This is a genomic window from Ohessyouella blattaphilus, from assembly GCF_024721265.1.
In the GTDB taxonomy this organism is placed as follows: domain Bacteria; phylum Bacillota; class Clostridia; order Lachnospirales; family Lachnospiraceae; genus Aequitasia; species Aequitasia blattaphilus_A.
In genome coordinates this window covers 1-17786 of the sequence record NZ_JAMXOC010000021.1, presented here as the reverse complement: position 1 = coordinate 17786, position 17786 = coordinate 1, and the positions used below count along the sequence as shown (strand labels likewise).

The window sequence follows — 17786 nt, the reverse complement described above, 5'->3', positions numbered from 1 at the left end:
GTATGAAGACCTTAGATGAAAAGTATATGGAAAAGGCGCTGGCCCAAGCGGAGAAGGCCCAGAAGCTAGGAGATGTGCCGATCGGCTGCGTGATTGTCAGAGATGATAAGATCATCGCTAGAGGGTATAACCGGCGGATGGCCGATAAAAGCGCCCTTGCCCATGCAGAGATAAGCGCCATTCGAAAAGCCAATAAAAAAGTGGGTGATTGGCGCCTGGATGACTGTACCATGTATGTGACCTTAGAGCCTTGTCAGATGTGTGCGGGAGCGATTGTCCAGTCCCGGATGAAACGGGTGGTAGTGGGCGCGATGAACCCGAAAGCGGGGTGCGCCGGATCGATTTTTAATTTGCTGCAAGAAGAGCGGTTTAATCATCAAGTGGAATTAGAAACCGGTGTTCTCGGAGAGCAGTGCAGTGAGATGATGAAAAAATTTTTCAAAAAATTAAGACAACCATAGGTTGTCTTTTTTTCGTGCGTTACGCTTCGAAAATGAGTTCATAAACGTTTCTTTGGCAGTTGACTGGACCCCGGCACCCTCACGGCACCCGGAAGGTTCTACTTAGTGCTGCTGTATTCCTACCCTGACACGATTCATAGATTTCCGTCGCGTGAGACCAAAGTCATAAACGCCACTTACCAAAGGCTGCTTTACAAAACCAAGCCCTCTGCGTAACATCACCCCTGCTATAGCGGATTGCAGGTACAAGGCACCGCTAACGCCCCGGCTGCACGAGTATTAATTGTACAATTTTTTTGCTTTAATGTCAATCGATGATATAATAGCAAGTATGAAAATACTAATGATTGCCCTTAATTCAAAATTTATCCATTCCAATCTCGCTGTTCATAGCCTAAGTGCTTACGTAGCGCCTCTAATCGCGGAGACGGAAACCCCGTTAGAAATAGAAATCTTGGAGCTCACGATTAACCAGCAAGAAGATGAGCTATTGCGGGAGATCTATGAAGCCCGCCCTGACCTTTTGTGCTTCTCTTGCTATATCTGGAATATCGAGAAGGTTCTTAATCTAACTCGGGAATGTCGCAAGGTGATGCCGGAGATAGACATCTTTCTTGGAGGTCCCGAGGTTTCTTACGACGGCCGGAAGGTCTTAGAAGAGCACCCAGAGATCACAGGAGTGATGGTCTATGAAGGGGAAGAAACCTTTCAGGAAGTGGTAGAAGTGTATCTCCACCGGAAGGATTTTTCCCAGGTGCAAGGGATTGTCTACCGGGACGGCGGTGAGATCTGCGAGAACCCAAGCCGAGAGGTGATGGATTTATCGAAGGTGCCCTTTGTGTACCAAGACGCCAGCGCGTACGAGCATAAGATTATCTATTACGAGAGTAGCAGAGGCTGTCCTTTTGCTTGTAGCTACTGTCTTTCTTCTCTGGATAAAAAGTTGCGATTTCGGGATTTGTCGCTAGTGAAGGAAGAATTAGCGTTTTTCCTAAAGAACCGCGTACGTCAGGTGAAGTTTGTGGACCGTACTTTTAATTGCAATAAGGAACACGCTCTTAGCATCCTAACCTTTATTAAAGAGCACGATAACGGATATACGAATTTTCATTTTGAAGTGAGTGCCGATTTGCTGGATGAGGAGTTTTTAAGTCTACTGAAAGGCTTTCGCCCGGGGTGTATTCAGTTTGAGGTGGGCGTCCAGTCGACGAATCCCCGGACTCTCAGAGAGATTCGGCGTCAGATGGACTTTCATAAAGTGGCTTATGCAGTGAAGGCAATCGGTGAGATGGGCAATATCCATCTTCATCTAGATTTAATCGCAGGACTACCCTTTGAAGACTTCGCTTCTTTTCGAAATTCCTTCGATATGGTCTATCACTTAGAGCCAGAGCAATTACAGCTGGGCTTTTTGAAGGTTTTAAAAGGAACGTATATGGAAGAGAGAGCCGCTGACTACGGTCTTATCTATAAGTCTACGCCGCCCTATGAAGTATTAGGGACTAAGTGGCTAAGCTACGAAGAGATTCTACTTTTAAAGCAGGTAGAGGAAGTGGTAGAACTTTATTACAATAGCGGCCAGTTTTTAAATTCCGTGAAAGCCTTAGCACGTCACTACGAATCCCCTTTTTCCCTCTATTTAAAGCTGGGAGCCTTTTACCACCAGCGGGGACACGACCGGGTGGCTCATAAAAGGAGCGCGGTTTACGAGATCTTTCTGGACTTTACCCGGGCGTATCACCAGGAAGAGGTACCTCTTTTTAGAGAGCTCCTAACCTTAGATTATTACGCTAGAGAGCAGGCCAAGAGTCGACCGGATTTTGCACCTGCTTATGCTCTAAGTAAGGAGCAGGTAAAGGGCTACTTTAAGGACCAGGACCGGCGTCAGTTACACCTAGAGTATTTCCCGGTTATGAAAAAAGTATTAATATTTGATTACAAAAGAAGAAACCCTATGGACGGAAACGCCTATTTTACAGAGGTTTCCCCGGATTTGCTAGGGATATAACCCACTTGCAAAATGGGGATAAAAAATGTAGAATAAACGAGAAATAAAGGAGTTAATAGAAGATGAACAAAAAAGAGAAGCGCATGCGAAGAATTATTGCGATTATTGCCCTTGTTGTTATTGCCGCAATGTTAGTTACGGGTATTGTCCCCTATATAATGTAAGTAGGTGTAGAAATTGGGGTCAGAGAATCAATTTACAAATAGGATGGCCGAGAGGCAGGCACGAATAAAGAAAAAAAGACTGAAAAGGCAGTTATTCCTTTTTGGTCTTTTTGTAGTTGCTGCTTTGGTTATCTGGATTATTATTTTTGCGAATATGCATCACTATGTAAAGCAGTTTCCAAAGGATAAGATTGCGGATAATATCATTATCGCGAGCCTGAATGTGAGTGGCATGACGAAAAAAGAAGCCACAGAACTTTTTGCTGCCAGCCAGACCCGGGTCGACCAAGTGGTCATCACTGCGAAAGTGAACGACCAGGAAGTGCAGATGCAAGCAGCTGCTCTAGGACTAGCTTATAAAGACGTGGATAAGGTGATCGATGAGGCGTTAGCTTACGGTAGCCGAGGTGGTACGGTCTCCCGGTACTTTCGCCTAAAGAAGCTTGCGAAAGAAGGGAAGACCTTTAAAGAAGACCTACAGCTAGATAAAGACCTTGCGGATGCCGTCTTCGCGGAACAGGTTGCTCCCCTTTGCTTGCAACCAAAGGATGCGGCGATTACCCACGTCGATGGTAAGTTTGCCATCGAAGAAGAGCAGACCGGTTTTACTCTAGACTTAGAGAAGACGAGAGCGGCTCTTGAAAAAAAGGTAAACGATAAGTGGGACTACGGCGATATCGTGGTAGAAGTGGTGGAAAAGAAGCAGGAACCTAGAGTAAAGAAAAGCGATTTAGAAGGAATTACTGATCTTTTAGGCAGTTCGAATACCGCTGCTGGTAGTGGCGCTAGGGTTCAGAATATCCAAGTAGGTACAGAAAAGCTTAACGGCAGTATTATTATGCCTGGAGAAGAATTATCCTTCTTAAGTAAGGTAGTACCCTTTACCGCCGAAAATGGCTATGCGCAAGCAGGCGTATACGAGGAAAACCGGGTGGTAGATGATTATGGTGGCGGGATTTGCCAGGTTTCTACTACCTTATATAACGCAGCGATTTATGCCGAACTGGAGATTGTTGAGCGCTACCCTCATTCCATGACGGTAGCCTATGTCTATCCGTCGATGGACGCAGCTATCGCTGATGATATGTTGGACTTAGTGATTAAAAATCCGTACGATCAGCCGGTGTATGTAGAAGGCTTTCTGGACGGGAATGGGTTAATCAACTTTAATATCTATGGCAAAGAGACGAGAGAAGCCGGTCGGGTGGTTAGCTTTGAAAGTGAGACTCTTAATACCGAAGCGTCAAAAGCGGTCTACGAAGAAGATCCTAGTATGAATTTCGGCACGATGAAAAGCGAAGGCCACGCTTCCGATGGGAAGGACGCCCAGCTCTGGAAGATTGTGACGATTAACGGTGAGGAAGTAAGCCGGGAAGTCTTTAACACCAGCCACTACACCACCTCTAATGTGAAGATTAAGGTAGGTTCAGCCGGGGCTTCTAGCAGTGTCTTAAGCGCTCTCCACGGGGCCATTGCCCGCCAGAGCGAGAGTGAGATTAACGCCGTGATTGCCGGAGGTTCAGGAGGGTCTAGCGATGCCAGCGAATAAGATCGTTATGACCGGAACCGCCGGAGCCTATGGTGCAAGCCTATTATTTGCCCTTAAGGAAGCAGAAATTAGAGAACGCTTTTTACCGGAATTTGTGAAAGGACTTGAAGCTACCTCGCAAATCCAGGTGGAAAATATAGATGATTTTTTAAGTGAACAGGAATCATTCACCGTGCCTATTGGGAAAAGAGGAGTGTTGGGGGCATTTTTCGAAATGGGTAAGAAGCTTAAGGTGGGCTTCGATATTTTTCAGGAGGCAATCCCTTTGTCTCAGGAAGTCATTGAGATGTGTGAAAAATACGATATCAATCCTTATCGGTTAGAGGATCGGGGGAACTATCTAATCGTTACTAGCAGTAGCGAAGACTTGTGCGCACGCTTCCAGGAAGCCGGCATCCAAGCGACGGTAGTAGGCGTGCAGCGCCCGGATAAGGAAAAGCGCATCATTATTGATGCTGAAGAAGTGACTTACTTGCAAAGACAACAGGAATTGGAACTAGAAAAATTGTAGCTAAGGTGAGGAGTAAAGGTGGAAAAATTTAGAAAAGAGATTCTTAAATTTTTGGAGCGCCACGGGAACGTGGATTTGGAAGAACTAGGAGTGCTTTTAGGTGTCTCCGGAGCAGAGGTGGCCAATGAGGTGGCAACTTTAGAAAAAGAGGGGATTATCTGTGGTTATCACACGGTGATTAACTGGGATAGTGCCGGGGTAGATAAGGTAAATGCCCTAATTGAAGTGCGGGTGACGCCTCAGCGAAACGAGGGCTTTGATAAAATCGCCAGACGGATTAGCAATTACCGGGAGGTTTCCAGTGTGTATCTCATCTCTGGTGCGTTTGACTTATTGATTACGATTGAAGGGAAGACGCTTTTAGAAGTGTCCCGCTTTGTCTCGGAGCGGCTATCGCCTCTTGAAGACATCGTCAGTACTTCAACCCATTTTATTTTGAAAAAGTATAAAGACTTCGGGACTTGTATGGAAGTGCCAAATAAAGACGAAAGGATGTTGGTGACGCCGTAATGAGAAATCCTTTGTCAACGAAAGTACAAGAACTGAAGCCGTCTGGCATTCGGAAGTTTTTTGATTTGGTTAGCGAGATGCCCGATGCCATCTCCTTAGGTGTAGGGGAACCGGACTTTGAGACGCCTTGGCGAATCCGGGAAGAGGGCATCTACTCTTTAGAGAGAGGACGCACCTTCTATACCTCTAATGCTGGGTTAAAAGAACTAAAAAAAGAGATTACGAAGTATATGAAACGGACCATTGGCGCCAAGTACTCTTTAGATGAAGTGCTAGTAACGGTGGGTGGTAGTGAAGGAATTGACCTAGCCTTTCGGGCCATGCTTGATCCTGGCGACGAGGTGCTAATTCCTCAGCCAAGCTACGTGTCTTACGAGCCTTGCGCCCTTCTAACGGGAGCGAAGTCGGTGATTATTGAACTAAAGAACGAAAATGAGTTTCGCTTAACCGCGGCTGAACTGGAAGCTGCGATTACGCCTAAGACGAAGATGTTGGTCCTACCTTTTCCTAATAACCCCACCGGCTCCATTATGACAAAAGAGGATTTAGAACCGATTGCGAAGCTCTGCATAGAGCACGATATTTATGTCCTATCGGATGAGATTTACTCGGAGCTTACGTATGGGACGAAGCACGCATCTATTGCCGCGCTTCCAGGAATGCAGGAGCGCACCCTAGTGATTAACGGATTTTCGAAAGGCTTTGCTATGACCGGATGGCGCCTTGGCTACGTCTGTGGTCCCGAGGCGATTGTGGCGCAGATGGTCAAGATTCATCAGTATGCCATTATGTGTGCACCGACGAATTCCCAGTATGCCGGGATTGAAGCACTTAGAAATTGCGAGAAGGACGTGAAAGAGATGCGTACCGCTTATAATCAGCGGCGCCGGTTTCTCGTCGACGCGTTTAAGAAGATGGAGATCCCTTGCTTTGAACCTTTTGGCGCCTTTTACGTATTCCCTTGTATTAAGGAGTTTGGCTTAAGTTCAGAAGAGTTTGCCACAAAGTTTTTAGAGGATCAGAAGGTGGCGGTGGTGCCAGGAACGGCTTTTGGCGACTGCGGCGAAGGCTTTCTGCGGATTTCTTACGCCTATTCCATCGAGGATTTGAAACTGGCGATGAGTCGCTTTAGAGATTTCGTAGAGGCACTTAGAGGAGAGAAATAAAATGCTTAATATTGTGTTACTAGAACCGGAGATTCCGGCGAATACAGGGAATATCGGCCGGACCTGTGTAGCTACCGGGACCAGGCTTCATCTTATTGAGCCTTTAGGCTTTCGCCTAAATGAAAAGAGCATTAAGCGGGCCGGAATGGACTACTGGGCCGATTTAGACGTGACCACGTATATCAACCTTGAGGACTTTATGGAGAAGAACAATCATCCCAAGTGTTATATGGCAACCACTAAGGCAGAGCAAAACTACGCCCAGGTTGCTTATGATGAGGATGCTTATATTATGTTTGGCAAAGAAAGTGCCGGAATTCCAGAAAATATTCTCGTTCAGAATAAGGAGCGGTGTATTCGGATTCCTATGGAAGGGGACATTCGTTCCCTGAATCTGGGGAATTCAGTGGCGATTATTCTCTACGAAGCCTTGCGACAGCAGGATTTTGCGGGACTTAATGAGGTGGGTCATCTTCACGAAAATAAATGGTAAGGAAAGGACAGGTTCGCCTGTCTTTTTTCTTTATCTATTATTAATAAGAAGAGATGTGTGACAAATGTCCGAATTTTTTGAAATTATCGAAATTTATAGTGTAGACTTTTAAAAAGAAACATATTATAATTTGAATATTGAGTCAAACAGTACTCGGGAGGTGATGGAAAAGTGGTAGTGGAGACGATTAACGAGATTAAAAAAGCGGAAGAAGAAGCAAACACCATTATCAAGGAGACAGATGTAAAATGTCAGGAGATTTTGGAAAAGGCCAAGGCGGATGCGAGTGCTCTCGTGGAAAATGCAAAAAAAGAGAGTGCAGCGAAGTTGACTCAGGCCTTAGACACAGCCAAAGAAGCTAGTGACAAAGTCGTTTCAGAAGCGAAAGAAGCAGCCCAGAAAGAAGCCATGGCGCTTCAGGAGTTAGCCGGAGCTAAAATTTCGCAGGCGACCCAGCTAGTGATAGATTCGCTGTAGAAGGAAAAAGGAGAAGGAGGAAAAGGAGGACAAGTTTATGGCAAAACTGCAGATGCAACGAGTGAGTATCTGCGCACTGAAACGAGACCGAAAAGCGATTCTAGAGAAGTTGCAAAGCCTCGGGACCTTAGAAGTGAACGTCATTGAGGATGAGAGTCTGACAAAGATGGACACTAGCCCAGCTAAGCAGCGGTTTGACCGTAAGGTTCATCAGACCCAGACGGCTCTAGAAATCCTAAATACTTATGTCCCAGAGAAGAAATCGATGTTTGCATCCTTAGAAGGACGACGGGATGTGGAGAGTCATGACTTTAGTCAGGCGGTTTTTTCTAGGAAGAAGGTAGTGGATACGGCTAAGCGGGTTGCCGCGGTAGACAAAGAGATTGCGGAAAAGAAGGCGACGATTCTAAAAATGGAAGCCCAGATAGACAGCATGCAGCCGTGGCTGAGTCTTGAAGTTCCTTTAGATTTTAAAGGGACCGAGAAGACAGGGATGCTAGTAGGCACCATGGACCCAGAGACGACGCTAGAAAATATCTACACCTACCTTAAGGAATTTGACGATTCTTTAGAGGCGGTGGAAGTGGATATTATCAGCAAGGACCGCAATGCGACGTATGTTTCGGCAATCGCCTTAAAGGAGATTCTTGGGAAGGTGGAGGAAGCCCTGCGTCTAAATGGCTTTACGAAACCAGCAAATCCAGTAAATATGGTTCCTAAGGATTATGTAGAGCAATTAAAGGTCGATATTCAATCATGTGAAGCAGAAATAGCAGATAGTAAGAAAGAAATGGAAACACTAGCGGCGACCCGGCGAGAAATCGAAATGGTAGCTGACTATTACCGGATGCGTAAAGACAAATACGAAGTATTGGGATTGCTTCCGCAGTCGGAGCGGACGTTCTTCTTAAGCGGCTATATGCCGGCGGAAGAGGTACCGAAGATTGAAAAGGAAATTGCGAGTAAGTATCAGTGTGTTGTTGATATTGAGGAAATAAAGGAAGAGGAAGAACCACCAGTTGTCTTAAAAAATGGAGCGTTCGCTTCAAGTATAGAAGGCGTGGTTGAATCATACGGCCTACCGGGCAAGAATGATATCGATCCGTCCAAGATTACGATGGTATTTTTTATCATCTTCTTTGGCCTGATGCTCTCTGACGCAGCTTATGGAGCAATCGTGTCCATCGTTTGTTTTATTCTGTTAAAAAAATTCCCTAAAATTAGTGAAGGAATGCGCAAATCCCTTAGACTATTCATGTTCTGTGGATTATCCACTTTAGTGTGGGGTCTCCTATTCGGAGGTGTCTTTGGAGATTTGGTTCAGATTGTGACGAAGACATTCTTTGATCACGAAATTATTCTCAAACCGATCTGGTTTGCCCCTCTTGATAAACCGATGCTTCTTTTGACGCTGTCGTTACTATTTGGCGTTATCCACATGTTTGTGGGATTAGGCATTAAAGCTTACGTGTGTATCAAGGATAAGCGTTACTTAGACGCTTTTTGCGATGTTGGATTATGGTATCTGATGCTGACGGGACTTATCCTGATGCTGTTACCGACAGACATCTTCGCTTCGATTTCCCAGATGACTTTTAGCTTTCCACCGGTGGTCAACACCATTGCGAAGGTTATGGCAGCAGCTGGCGCCATCGGCATCTTCTTGATGAGTGGTCGCAGTTCGAAGAACCCTGTTCTACGTCTCGGTCTAGGGGCGTATGACCTGTATAATATTACCGGTTGGCTAAGTGATATCTTGTCTTATTCAAGACTACTAGCTCTTGGTCTAGCGACGGGAGTTGTGGCTTCTGTTATCAACCAGATGGGTAGTATGGCTGGCAAGAGCGTGGCCGGGGTAATTATTTTTATCTTCGCCTTTGTCTTCGGACATTTACTAAATATGGCGATCAACTTATTAGGCGCGTACGTGCATACAAGCCGTTTGCAGTACGTGGAGTTTTTTGGAAAATTTTATGACGGGGACGGGAGACCGTTTAACCCCTTTAAAACAAATAATGAATATGTAGATATTAAGGAGGATTAGGAAATGAATGGATTAACTTGGGCACTACTTGGAGCAATGTTGGCGGTAATTTTAGCCGGATGTGGTTCGGCACTGGGCGTAGGTCTAGCAGGACAGGCAGCCGCAGGAGTTGTAACCGAAGATCCTAGCAAATTTGTAAAGGTACTAGTACTTCAGCTTTTACCTGGTACACAGGGAATTTACGGTCTGCTGATTGGCTTTATCGCGCTTTCAAAGATCGGTCTTTTAGGTGGCGGTGCAGCGGATATCTCAAAAGGTACAGGCATGATGATTTTTGCCGCATGTCTACCAATCGCGATTGTTGGTCTTATCTCTGCTTATCATCAAGGTAAAACTTCAGTTGCTTCTATCGGTATTATTGCGAAGAAACCAGATCAATTCGGTAAAGCGATGCTTTTCCCAGCGATGGTTGAGACTTATGCAATTTTAGCACTTCTGATTTCCTTTATGGCAGTTAGTGCAATTCCGGTATAAAGGAGAATGTTATGGCAGGCGGATTAGAGAAAGTAAAAGAACAGATTTTACTAGAGGCAAAAGAAGTTGCCGAAGGTAAAATTAAAGAAGCCCAGCGCGAGGCTCAGGAAATTATTGATGAGGCCGAGGCAGAAGCGAAGAAGCTAAGTGAGGAAGCCCAGCAAAAATCCGCAGACGAAACCGCGAAGTATAAAGAACGAAGCCATGCCGCTTCCGATATGGAACGGCGGACCCAGATTTTAAATGCGAAGCAGGAGATGATTGCTTCTGTCTTTCGTGAGGCTCTTAAACGAGTGGACGAGATGGACGCTCCTGAGTATTCAGCGCTACTTTTGCGAATACTGAAAGGACATTTAAAACCAGAGGCGGGGGTTCTGTATTTTAGCGAGGCGGATTTGGGACGTTTGACTTCTGAATTTACGGAAGCTGCAAAGGCAGAAGCAATTAGTGCCGGCGGTAGTCTAGAGATTGGCCTAGAACCGAAGAATATTAAGAACGGTTTTGTGCTGGCTTATGGAGAAATTGAAGAAAACTGTACAATTACGGCTTTATTAGACGATAAAAAGGATGATTTAAGAGACGAATTAAATAAACTCTTATTTGCTTAACCGAAGGAGGATTTTAATGAGTGAACTTTATACCTATGCGGTAGCTAGGGTACGAGCAATGGAAGACTCTTTATTCTCCGACGGGATCATCGAGCAATTGATAAACTGTAAAGATGAAAGACAAGCGCTGACTTTTCTTGAGGAAAAGGGCTGGGGTAGCGGTGACGGGAATCCGGATGCCGAGGTGATGCTCCAGAAGGAAGAAGAGAAGACCTGGTCTTTCATTGATGAACTGGGAATCGATAAGAAGATTTTTGATGTTTATACCCTTCCCAAATGCTTTCATAATCTGAAGGCAGCGATTAAGGCCGTTGGTCTTAATAAGGAAGATGCGCAGTTTTTCTATGAAGATGAGCATTACGGACAGACCGAAATGCTGCAGATTATCCGTGAAAAGAGCTATGAAGATTTACCGGAGATGATGAGAGAGGTAGCAAGTGAGGGCTACGAGGCTTTCATGCAGACTGGGGACGGTCAACTGCTGGATGTGATTATTGATAGAGCGACGCTAGAGGCGATTCTAGAGGCAGGGAAGAAGACGAAAGAACCGCTAATTGAGAGCTACGCCGAGACGACAGTGGCGGTAGCTAATATCAAGATTGCCGTGCGTTCGGAAGCGACGAAGAAGAATCTAGGGTTTGTTGAGCGAGCATTAGCGCCTTGTAAGACGCTGGATGTAACGGCTCTTGCGAAAGCGACCCAGATCAATCGGGATGCGATTATCGATTATCTTAGCGGTACTATCTATAAAGAAGGCGGCGAAGCGCTTGCAGAATCAGCGTCTGTTTTTGAGCGCTGGTGCGACAATCAGATGATTGCCACGATCGCCGGGGAAAAATATAACCCCTTTACCATCGGACCGGTATTTGCTTACGTTATCGCTAGGCAGAATGAAATAAAAACGGTACGAATTATTCTTTCAGGAATCAGAAATGATTTGCCAGAAAAGGAGATTCGGGAAAGGGTAAGGCGAATGTATGTATAAGATCGGCGTTCTAGGAGATTATGATAGTATATATGGGTTTGCAACCCTAGGTATCGAAACTTTTCCGGTAGATGCAAGTGGTGCGGGAGAGAAGATTAAAGAATTAATTGCCGGAGATTATCGGGTGATTTATATCACCGAAGCTTTGGCAAGTGAGATACAACCGGAGCTGGAGAAATATGAAGAACAGATAACACCGGCCCTGATTCTGATTCCGGGTATCACCGGGAACACAGGGGATGGCGTAGCGAATGTAAAGGCTTCCGTGGAAAAAGCGGTGGGTTCTGACATACTATTTGGCGAAGAATAAAACGAAAGGAACGGTGATTTGTAAAAATGAGTACGGGAACGATAAAAAAAGTAGCCGGACCTCTGGTTATCGCTAGCGGTATGCGGGACGCCAATATGTTTGACGTGGTCCGTGTAAGCGAACAGAGACTCATCGGTGAAATAATTGAAATACATGGAGACGAAGCTTCTATTCAGGTTTACGAGGAGACTTCAGGACTAGGCCCAGGCGAACCGGTAGAATCTATGGGTGTACCGATGTCAGTAGAATTAGGCCCTGGCCTGATCACCAGTATTTATGACGGTATTCAACGTCCGCTAGATGAGATTATGAAACAATCTGGCAACCTCCTTAAGCGAGGGGTGGAAGTTGATTCTCTAAATAAAGAGAAAAAATGGCAGTTTAACCCAGTGGTAAAAGTCGGCGATGAGGTGACCGAAGGCGATATTATCGGTACGGTGAAAGAGACGATTATCATTGAGCATAAAGTGATGGTACCCTTTGGTATCAGTGGTACTGTTAAAGAGATTAAAGACGGCGAGTATACTGTTACCGAGACGGTAGCGGTGATTACTACAGAAGATGGGGATAAAGAGGTTACTATGATGCAGAGATGGCCTGTTCGTAAAGGTCGTCCTTACGTTAAGAAATTCCCACCTCAGATGCCGCTAGTAACGGGACAGCGAGTAGTCGATACCTTTTTCCCCATTGCCAAAGGTGGTGTAGCCGCCGTACCGGGACCTTTTGGAAGCGGTAAGACGGTGATTCAGCATCAGCTAGCGAAATGGGCAGAGGCGGATATCGTGGTTTATATCGGTTGTGGTGAGCGTGGAAATGAGATGACCGACGTTCTGAATGAATTCCCAGAACTGAAAGACCCGAAGACAGGCGAGTCCCTGATGGAGCGGACAGTGCTAATCGCTAATACTTCAGATATGCCGGTAGCCGCCCGTGAGGCGTCTATCTATACAGGTATTACCATTGCTGAGTATTTTAGAGACATGGGTTACTCCGTAGCCCTCATGGCAGACTCGACTTCAAGATGGGCAGAGGCTCTTCGTGAGATGTCAGGTCGTCTAGAAGAAATGCCTGGTGAAGAAGGCTATCCGGCTTACCTAGGTTCACGCTTAGCTCAGTTCTATGAAAGAGCCGGAATGGTGCAGACCTTAGGAAGCCAGGAGAGAATCGGTTATCTATCGGTAATCGGCGCCGTATCACCTCCAGGTGGTGATATTTCGGAGCCAGTATCCCAAGCGACTCTACGAATTGTAAAGGTGTTCTGGGGACTGGACTCAGCTCTTGCTTATAAGCGGCATTTCCCAGCGATTAACTGGCTTACGAGCTATTCCCTTTACTTAGATGATATGGGCAAATGGTTTGATAAGGAAGTATCGCCAGAGTGGATGGAAGATCGTCAGAAAATGATGAATCTCCTAACGGAAGAGGCAGAGTTAGACGAAATCGTAAAGATGGTTGGTATGGACGCCTTATCGGCAGCAGACCGCCTAAAAATGGAAGCAGCCCGGTCGATTCGTGAGGACTTCTTACATCAGAACTCCTTCCACGAAGTGGATACGTATACTTCCCTGCCGAAGCAGTTCTTATTGATGAAACTAGTACTGGCGTACTATGAAAAAGCCAATGAAGCGCTGAAAGAGGGTGCGAGTATTAATCAGCTAATCGGTCTTCCGGTAAGAGAAAAAATCGGTCGTTATAAGTATACAGATAACGCCGATATTGAGACTGAATACGAGAATGTTATGAAAGATTTAGATAATGAAATCGGACACGCACTAGGAAAGGAGGGCAACTAAAAATGGCTAAAGAATATCGCAGTATCCAAGAAGTCGCCGGCCCTTTGATGTTGGTGCGAGGTGTAGAAAACGTCACCTTTGACGAGCTAGGAGAAATCGAGCTAGCTAGCGGGGAAAGAAGACGTTGTAAAGTACTAGAAATTAACGGCAGTGACGCTCTCGTACAGCTTTTCGAGAGTGCTACCGGTATTAACTTAAGTAACTCTAAGGTTCGTTTCTTTGGACGGACGATGGAACTAGGAGTTTCTGAGGACATGCTAGGCCGAGTGTTTGACGGTCTTGGTCGTCCTATCGATGATGGCCCGGAAATCCTTCCAGATGAGCGCCGAGACATCAACGGCTTGCCGATGAATCCGGCGGCTAGAAGCTATCCTCAGGAGTTTATCCAGACGGGAGTATCGGCGATTGATGGACTAAATACCTTGGTTCGTGGACAGAAGCTGCCGATTTTCTCAGGCTCTGGTATGCCTCATGCCAACTTAGCAGCGCAAATCGCTAAGCAGGCGAAGGTTCGGGGAAAAGACGAGAAGTTCGCCGTTGTTTTTGCCGCCATGGGTATCACTTTCGAAGAATCAAACTTCTTCGTCGAGTCCTTTAAAGAGACGGGAGCTATTGACCGAACGGTATTATTCGTCAACTTAGCCGATGACCCGGCTATCGAGCGTATTTCAACGCCCCGGATGGCGCTGACAGCCGCTGAATACTTAGCTTTTGAAAAGGATATGCACGTACTGGTTATCCTCACTGACATTACGAACTATGCAGACGCTCTTAGAGAGGTCTCTGCGGCTCGTAAGGAGGTGCCGGGACGCCGTGGCTATCCTGGATACCTATATACTGACTTGGCGACGTTATATGAGCGCGCTGGCCGGCAGGCGGGACATGACGGTAGTATCACCATGATTCCGATTCTATCGATGCCAGAAGATGATAAGACTCACCCGATCCCTGACTTAACCGGTTACATTACCGAGGGTCAGATTATTCTAGGAAGAGATCTGCATCGTAAAGGCATTCAGCCACCAATCGATGTCTTGCCGTCCCTTTCTCGTCTAAAGGATAAGGGTATTGGTGAGGGTAAGACGAGAGCGGATCACTCTAACGTGATGAACCAGTTATTCGCGGCTTACGCTCGTGGTAAGGAAGCGAAGGAATTGATGGTAATCTTAGGTGAAGCCGCCCTTACCGAGATGGATATTAAGTACGCTCACTTTGCCGATGCTTTTGAAAAAGAATACGTTTCTCAGGGGTATGACACCGATCGCTCGATTGAAGAGACCATGGATATCGGTTGGGAGCTTCTGCGGATGCTACCGCGTAGCGAGCTGAAACGTATCGATGAGAAGTACCTAGATATGTACTATGAAGGGTAGGTGATTAGATGGCATCTACTCAGGTAATACCTACCAGAATGGAGCTTACGAGACTGAAGCGTAAGCTGGTTACAGCTCGTAAAGGTCATAAGCTGCTGAAGGATAAGCGAGACGAATTGATGCGCCAGTTCTTAGAAATGGTAAAGGTCAATATGGACTTGCGAAAAGGTGTAGAAGCCGGGATTCACGCAGCAAATAGAAACTTCGTTATCGCGAAAGCCGGGATGGACGAAGCGACCTTACATACGGCGCTAATGGCGCCTAAGCAAGAAGTCTCTCTCGAGGTGGGGAAGAAAAACGTCATGAGCGTTAATATCCCCGTCTTTGAGACGAAGACCAGAACGGCGGATGAGAACGATATCTACTCTTATGGGTTTGCGTTTACCTCCAGTGATCTTGATGGCGCGGTAAAGTCCCTTGCCGATATCCTACCGGATATGTTAAAATTGGCAGAGATTGAAAAAGCGTGTCAACTGATGGCCGCAGAGATTGAAAAAACCAGAAGACGGGTAAATGCTCTCGAGCACGTAATTATTCCGCAGACGATGGAAGATATTAAATATATCTCCATGAAGCTAGATGAGAATGAGCGTTCCTCTCAGGTTCGCCTGATGAAAGTAAAAGACATGATGCTGAAAGAGGCGCATGGTTGGGAATAGCAGATGAGAAGAGAGGGCGCATGCTTTGCATGTATCCCTCTCTTCTTGATTTGCTATCTGAATCCCTTGCTGGGGACATGGTCTACGTGTCCCCTGCAAGAACAAAAAGGAGACTTATGAGTAATATAATATTAATCGGCATGCCAGCCTCTGGCAAGAGTACCATCGGCGTGGTCGTTGCCAAGCGACTAGGCTATCAGTTTATCGATACGGATCTTCTGATTCAAGAGCAAGAAGGGAAGCTGCTGCGGGAGATTATCGATGAACAAGGAATAGAAGGCTTTCTCGCCATTGAAGACCAAGTGAATACTGACGTGCAGGCAGAAAGGACCGTGATTTCTCCCGGTGGCAGCGTGGTTTATTGCGAAGGCGCAATGAATCACTATAAAGAAATTGGTACTGTAGTTTATCTACAAGTTCCTTTTGTCACTATCGATGAGCGCATCAATAGCGCCACTGGTCGGGGAGTGGTCTTAAAAGAGGATCAAAGTTTGAAAGATTTGTACGAAGAACGGGTGCCTTTATTCGAGAAATATGCAGATGTAACGATCGCTGCCGAAGGCCTTTCCATCGATGAAATAGTTACAAAAGTATTACGGAAATTTAAAAAATAGTTTACAAACCCTAATCCTATGATATAATATCACAGAGTATGTAGAGCGAGAAAAGAATCGTAAGAGGTGTGATTAATGGATCAATATGTGATTAAAGGTGGTTCGCCGCTAGTCGGAGAAGTAGAGATAGGTGGCGCAAAGAATGCGGCACTAGCTATCATTGCTGCGGCGATTATGACGGATGAGACCGTGTTGATAGATAATCTTCCGGATGTGAATGACATAAATGTATTGCTACAGGCGATTGAAGGAATTGGTGCTACCGTTACGAGAGTAGACTGCCATACCGTTAAGATCAATGCTAGCAATATTTCTGATTTTAACGTAGAGTATGATTATATCAAGAAAATAAGAGCTTCTTACTACTTACTAGGAGCGATGCTCGGTAAGTATAAGCGAGCCACCGTGGCTTTACCAGGCGGTTGTAATATCGGGAGCCGTCCAATCGATCAGCATTTGAAAGGCTTTCGGGCACTAGGTGCGGATATCGATATTGAGCACGGGAAAGTGGTAGCGGATGCCGAAGTCTTTAGAGGCAGCAACGTGTACTTTGATGTAGTGACCGTAGGCGCGACGATTAACGTGATGATGGCAGCGACCATGGCGGAAGGTTTGACGGTAATGGAGAACGTTGCCAAAGAGCCCCACGTGGTGGATGTGGCCAACTTCCTCAACAGCATGGGCGCCAACATTAGAGGTGCTGGTACCGATGTGATTAAGATTCGCGGTGTGAAAAGACTGCACGGAACTCAGTATTCGGTGATTCCGGATCAGATTGAAGCTGGGACATTCATGTATGCGGCAGCGGCAACTCGCGGAGACGTAACCGTCCTTAACGTGATTCCTAAACATTTGGAATCCACGATTGCTAAGCTAGAAGAGATTGGCTGCGAAGTAGAGGAATTTGACGATGCTGTGCGCGTTGTCTCCAAGGGTAACTTAAAAAGCACTCATGTAAAGACTTTGCCGTATCCCGGATTCCCGACGGATATGCAGCCCCAGATGGGCGTTGTGCTTTCCCTTTGTAACGGCACCAGTACGGTGACGGAGAGTATCTTCGAAAACCGTTTCAAATATTTAGACGAGCTTTCTAGAATGGGTGGTGTTTCCAAGATTGAAGGCCATTCCGCCACTATCGAAGGTGTGAAAGGCTTAAGCGGCGCCAGAGTTAGCGCGCCTGACTTGCGAGCCGGTGCAGCCCTTTGTATCGCCGGGCTAGCGGCCGAGGGAATTACCATTGTGGACGATATCGTCTACATCCAAAGAGGCTATGAGCGCTTTGAAGAGAAGCTGAAAGGCTTAGGTGCGATTATCCAGAAAGTCTCTAGTGAAAAAGAGATTCAAAAGTTTAAATTTAGAGTTAGTTAATTGAATAGAAAAACCTTTTATTAAGAGCGGTGGAGATACCAGGATCTGTGAAGCCGCGGCAACCCCCTAACCGGAAGGTGCCAACCGAAGCGATTTAGTCGAACAATAAAAGGATTGGTTGTAAAGAAAAACAGGCAGTCCTTTATTGGACTGCCTGTTTTGCAGTGCGCCTGGCGGCGCACGTTTCTAACCGGTGTAAGTCCGCAATCCGCCCGGTAG

18 protein-coding genes, 1 other RNA gene and 1 riboswitch are annotated in these 17786 nt (G+C 46.1%); of the genes, 18 read left to right on the top strand and 1 reads right to left on the bottom strand.

The window, feature by feature from the left end:
* Positions 1 to 2 precede the first annotated feature (2 nt).
* Positions 3 to 461: a tRNA adenosine(34) deaminase TadA gene (tadA, locus tag NHH16_RS12155; protein WP_262069879.1), complete on the top strand. Its 459-nt coding sequence runs from the start codon at positions 3 to 5 to the stop codon at positions 459 to 461.
* A 12-nt stretch (positions 462 to 473) separates the two neighbouring features.
* Here tadA and ffs read toward each other — a convergent pair.
* Positions 474 to 737: signal recognition particle sRNA large type (gene ffs, locus NHH16_RS12150), an RNA gene on the bottom strand.
* A gap of 55 nt (positions 738 to 792) precedes the next feature.
* Between ffs and NHH16_RS12145 the strand changes: the two genes are divergently transcribed.
* The 17 genes from NHH16_RS12145 to NHH16_RS12065 all read left to right on the top strand — a co-directional run bounded on the left by NHH16_RS12145 (position 793) and on the right by NHH16_RS12065 (position 17567).
* Positions 793 to 2469 (top strand): B12-binding domain-containing radical SAM protein, encoded by a 1677-nt coding sequence (locus tag NHH16_RS12145; RefSeq protein ID WP_262069878.1) that lies wholly within the window; start codon positions 793 to 795, stop codon positions 2467 to 2469.
* 177 nt (positions 2470 to 2646) lie between these two features.
* Complete coding sequence (locus NHH16_RS12140; protein WP_262069877.1) at positions 2647 to 4182, top strand: VanW family protein; 1536 nt, start codon at positions 2647 to 2649, stop codon at positions 4180 to 4182.
* Positions 4169 to 4693 carry an AIR synthase-related protein gene (locus NHH16_RS12135; RefSeq protein WP_262069876.1) on the top strand — a complete coding sequence of 175 codons (525 nt, stop codon included), beginning with the start codon at positions 4169 to 4171 and terminating at the stop codon, positions 4691 to 4693. The genes NHH16_RS12140 and NHH16_RS12135 overlap by 14 nt, the downstream gene beginning before the upstream one ends.
* A gap of 18 nt (positions 4694 to 4711) precedes the next feature.
* Entirely contained in the window at positions 4712 to 5203 is a 492-nt protein-coding gene (locus NHH16_RS12130; protein ID WP_262069875.1) for an Lrp/AsnC family transcriptional regulator, read from the top strand.
* The gene (locus NHH16_RS12125; RefSeq protein ID WP_262069874.1) at positions 5203 to 6369 is read left to right on the top strand and encodes a pyridoxal phosphate-dependent aminotransferase; all 1167 of its coding nucleotides are present in this window, start codon (positions 5203 to 5205) and stop codon (positions 6367 to 6369) included. Before NHH16_RS12130 ends, NHH16_RS12125 begins: the two co-directional genes overlap by 1 nt.
* A 1-nt stretch (position 6370) precedes the next feature.
* On the top strand, positions 6371 to 6862 hold the full coding sequence (locus tag NHH16_RS12120) for a tRNA (cytidine(34)-2'-O)-methyltransferase (RefSeq protein ID WP_262069873.1): 492 nt from the start codon (positions 6371 to 6373) through the stop codon (positions 6860 to 6862).
* 171 nt (positions 6863 to 7033) lie between these two features.
* The gene (locus tag NHH16_RS12115) at positions 7034 to 7339 is read left to right on the top strand and encodes a hypothetical protein (protein ID WP_262069872.1); all 306 of its coding nucleotides are present in this window, start codon (positions 7034 to 7036) and stop codon (positions 7337 to 7339) included.
* Positions 7340 to 7376: 37 nt separating this feature from the next.
* On the top strand, positions 7377 to 9383 hold the full coding sequence (locus tag NHH16_RS12110; RefSeq protein WP_262069871.1) for a V-type ATP synthase subunit I: 2007 nt from the start codon (positions 7377 to 7379) through the stop codon (positions 9381 to 9383).
* 3 nt (positions 9384 to 9386) lie between these two features.
* Entirely contained in the window at positions 9387 to 9857 is a 471-nt protein-coding gene (locus tag NHH16_RS12105) for a V-type ATP synthase subunit K (RefSeq protein WP_262069870.1), read from the top strand.
* A gap of 11 nt (positions 9858 to 9868) precedes the next feature.
* Entirely contained in the window at positions 9869 to 10465 is a 597-nt protein-coding gene (locus NHH16_RS12100; RefSeq protein ID WP_262069869.1) for a V-type ATP synthase subunit E, read from the top strand.
* 16 nt (positions 10466 to 10481) lie between these two features.
* Positions 10482 to 11450, top strand: a complete 969-nt coding sequence (locus tag NHH16_RS12095) for a V-type ATPase subunit (protein ID WP_262069868.1) — start codon at positions 10482 to 10484, stop codon at positions 11448 to 11450.
* The gene (locus NHH16_RS12090; RefSeq protein WP_262069867.1) at positions 11443 to 11760 is read left to right on the top strand and encodes a V-type ATP synthase subunit F; all 318 of its coding nucleotides are present in this window, start codon (positions 11443 to 11445) and stop codon (positions 11758 to 11760) included. The genes NHH16_RS12095 and NHH16_RS12090 overlap by 8 nt, the downstream gene beginning before the upstream one ends.
* Before the next feature lie 26 nt (positions 11761 to 11786).
* Positions 11787 to 13553, top strand: coding sequence for a V-type ATP synthase subunit A (locus tag NHH16_RS12085; RefSeq protein ID WP_262069866.1), 1767 nt, complete (start codon positions 11787 to 11789; stop codon positions 13551 to 13553).
* Between the two features lie 2 nt (positions 13554 to 13555).
* Positions 13556 to 14926, top strand: coding sequence for a V-type ATP synthase subunit B (locus NHH16_RS12080; RefSeq protein ID WP_262069865.1), 1371 nt, complete (start codon positions 13556 to 13558; stop codon positions 14924 to 14926).
* Between the two features lie 8 nt (positions 14927 to 14934).
* Positions 14935 to 15585 (top strand): V-type ATP synthase subunit D, encoded by a 651-nt coding sequence (locus NHH16_RS12075; protein ID WP_262069864.1) that lies wholly within the window; start codon positions 14935 to 14937, stop codon positions 15583 to 15585.
* A gap of 116 nt (positions 15586 to 15701) precedes the next feature.
* Positions 15702 to 16199: a shikimate kinase gene (locus NHH16_RS12070; RefSeq protein WP_262069863.1), complete on the top strand. Its 498-nt coding sequence runs from the start codon at positions 15702 to 15704 to the stop codon at positions 16197 to 16199.
* Between the two features lie 75 nt (positions 16200 to 16274).
* Entirely contained in the window at positions 16275 to 17567 is a 1293-nt protein-coding gene (locus tag NHH16_RS12065; RefSeq protein ID WP_262069862.1) for a UDP-N-acetylglucosamine 1-carboxyvinyltransferase, read from the top strand.
* A 14-nt stretch (positions 17568 to 17581) separates the two neighbouring features.
* Positions 17582 to 17679, top strand: a riboswitch (SAM riboswitch).
* Positions 17680 to 17786 lie beyond the last annotated feature (107 nt).

Excerpts from the sequence above, each read along its gene's own strand:
- tadA (WP_262069879.1), top strand. The coding sequence starts at position 3 with ATGAAGACCTTAGATGAAAAGTATATGGAAAAGGCGCTGGCCCAAGCG.
- NHH16_RS12145 (WP_262069878.1), top strand. The coding sequence starts at position 793 with ATGAAAATACTAATGATTGCCCTTAATTCAAAATTTATCCATTCCAAT.
- NHH16_RS12135 (WP_262069876.1), top strand. The coding sequence starts at position 4,169 with ATGCCAGCGAATAAGATCGTTATGACCGGAACCGCCGGAGCCTATGGT.
- NHH16_RS12125 (WP_262069874.1), top strand. The coding sequence starts at position 5,203 with ATGAGAAATCCTTTGTCAACGAAAGTACAAGAACTGAAGCCGTCTGGC.
- NHH16_RS12120 (WP_262069873.1), top strand. The coding sequence starts at position 6,371 with ATGCTTAATATTGTGTTACTAGAACCGGAGATTCCGGCGAATACAGGG.
- NHH16_RS12110 (WP_262069871.1), top strand. The coding sequence starts at position 7,377 with ATGGCAAAACTGCAGATGCAACGAGTGAGTATCTGCGCACTGAAACGA.
- NHH16_RS12105 (WP_262069870.1), top strand. The coding sequence starts at position 9,387 with ATGAATGGATTAACTTGGGCACTACTTGGAGCAATGTTGGCGGTAATT.
- NHH16_RS12100 (WP_262069869.1), top strand. The coding sequence starts at position 9,869 with ATGGCAGGCGGATTAGAGAAAGTAAAAGAACAGATTTTACTAGAGGCA.
- NHH16_RS12095 (WP_262069868.1), top strand. The coding sequence starts at position 10,482 with ATGAGTGAACTTTATACCTATGCGGTAGCTAGGGTACGAGCAATGGAA.
- NHH16_RS12090 (WP_262069867.1), top strand. The coding sequence starts at position 11,443 with ATGTATAAGATCGGCGTTCTAGGAGATTATGATAGTATATATGGGTTT.
- NHH16_RS12085 (WP_262069866.1), top strand. The coding sequence starts at position 11,787 with ATGAGTACGGGAACGATAAAAAAAGTAGCCGGACCTCTGGTTATCGCT.
- NHH16_RS12080 (WP_262069865.1), top strand. The coding sequence starts at position 13,556 with ATGGCTAAAGAATATCGCAGTATCCAAGAAGTCGCCGGCCCTTTGATG.
- NHH16_RS12075 (WP_262069864.1), top strand. The coding sequence starts at position 14,935 with ATGGCATCTACTCAGGTAATACCTACCAGAATGGAGCTTACGAGACTG.
- NHH16_RS12070 (WP_262069863.1), top strand. The coding sequence starts at position 15,702 with ATGAGTAATATAATATTAATCGGCATGCCAGCCTCTGGCAAGAGTACC.
- NHH16_RS12065 (WP_262069862.1), top strand. The coding sequence starts at position 16,275 with ATGGATCAATATGTGATTAAAGGTGGTTCGCCGCTAGTCGGAGAAGTA.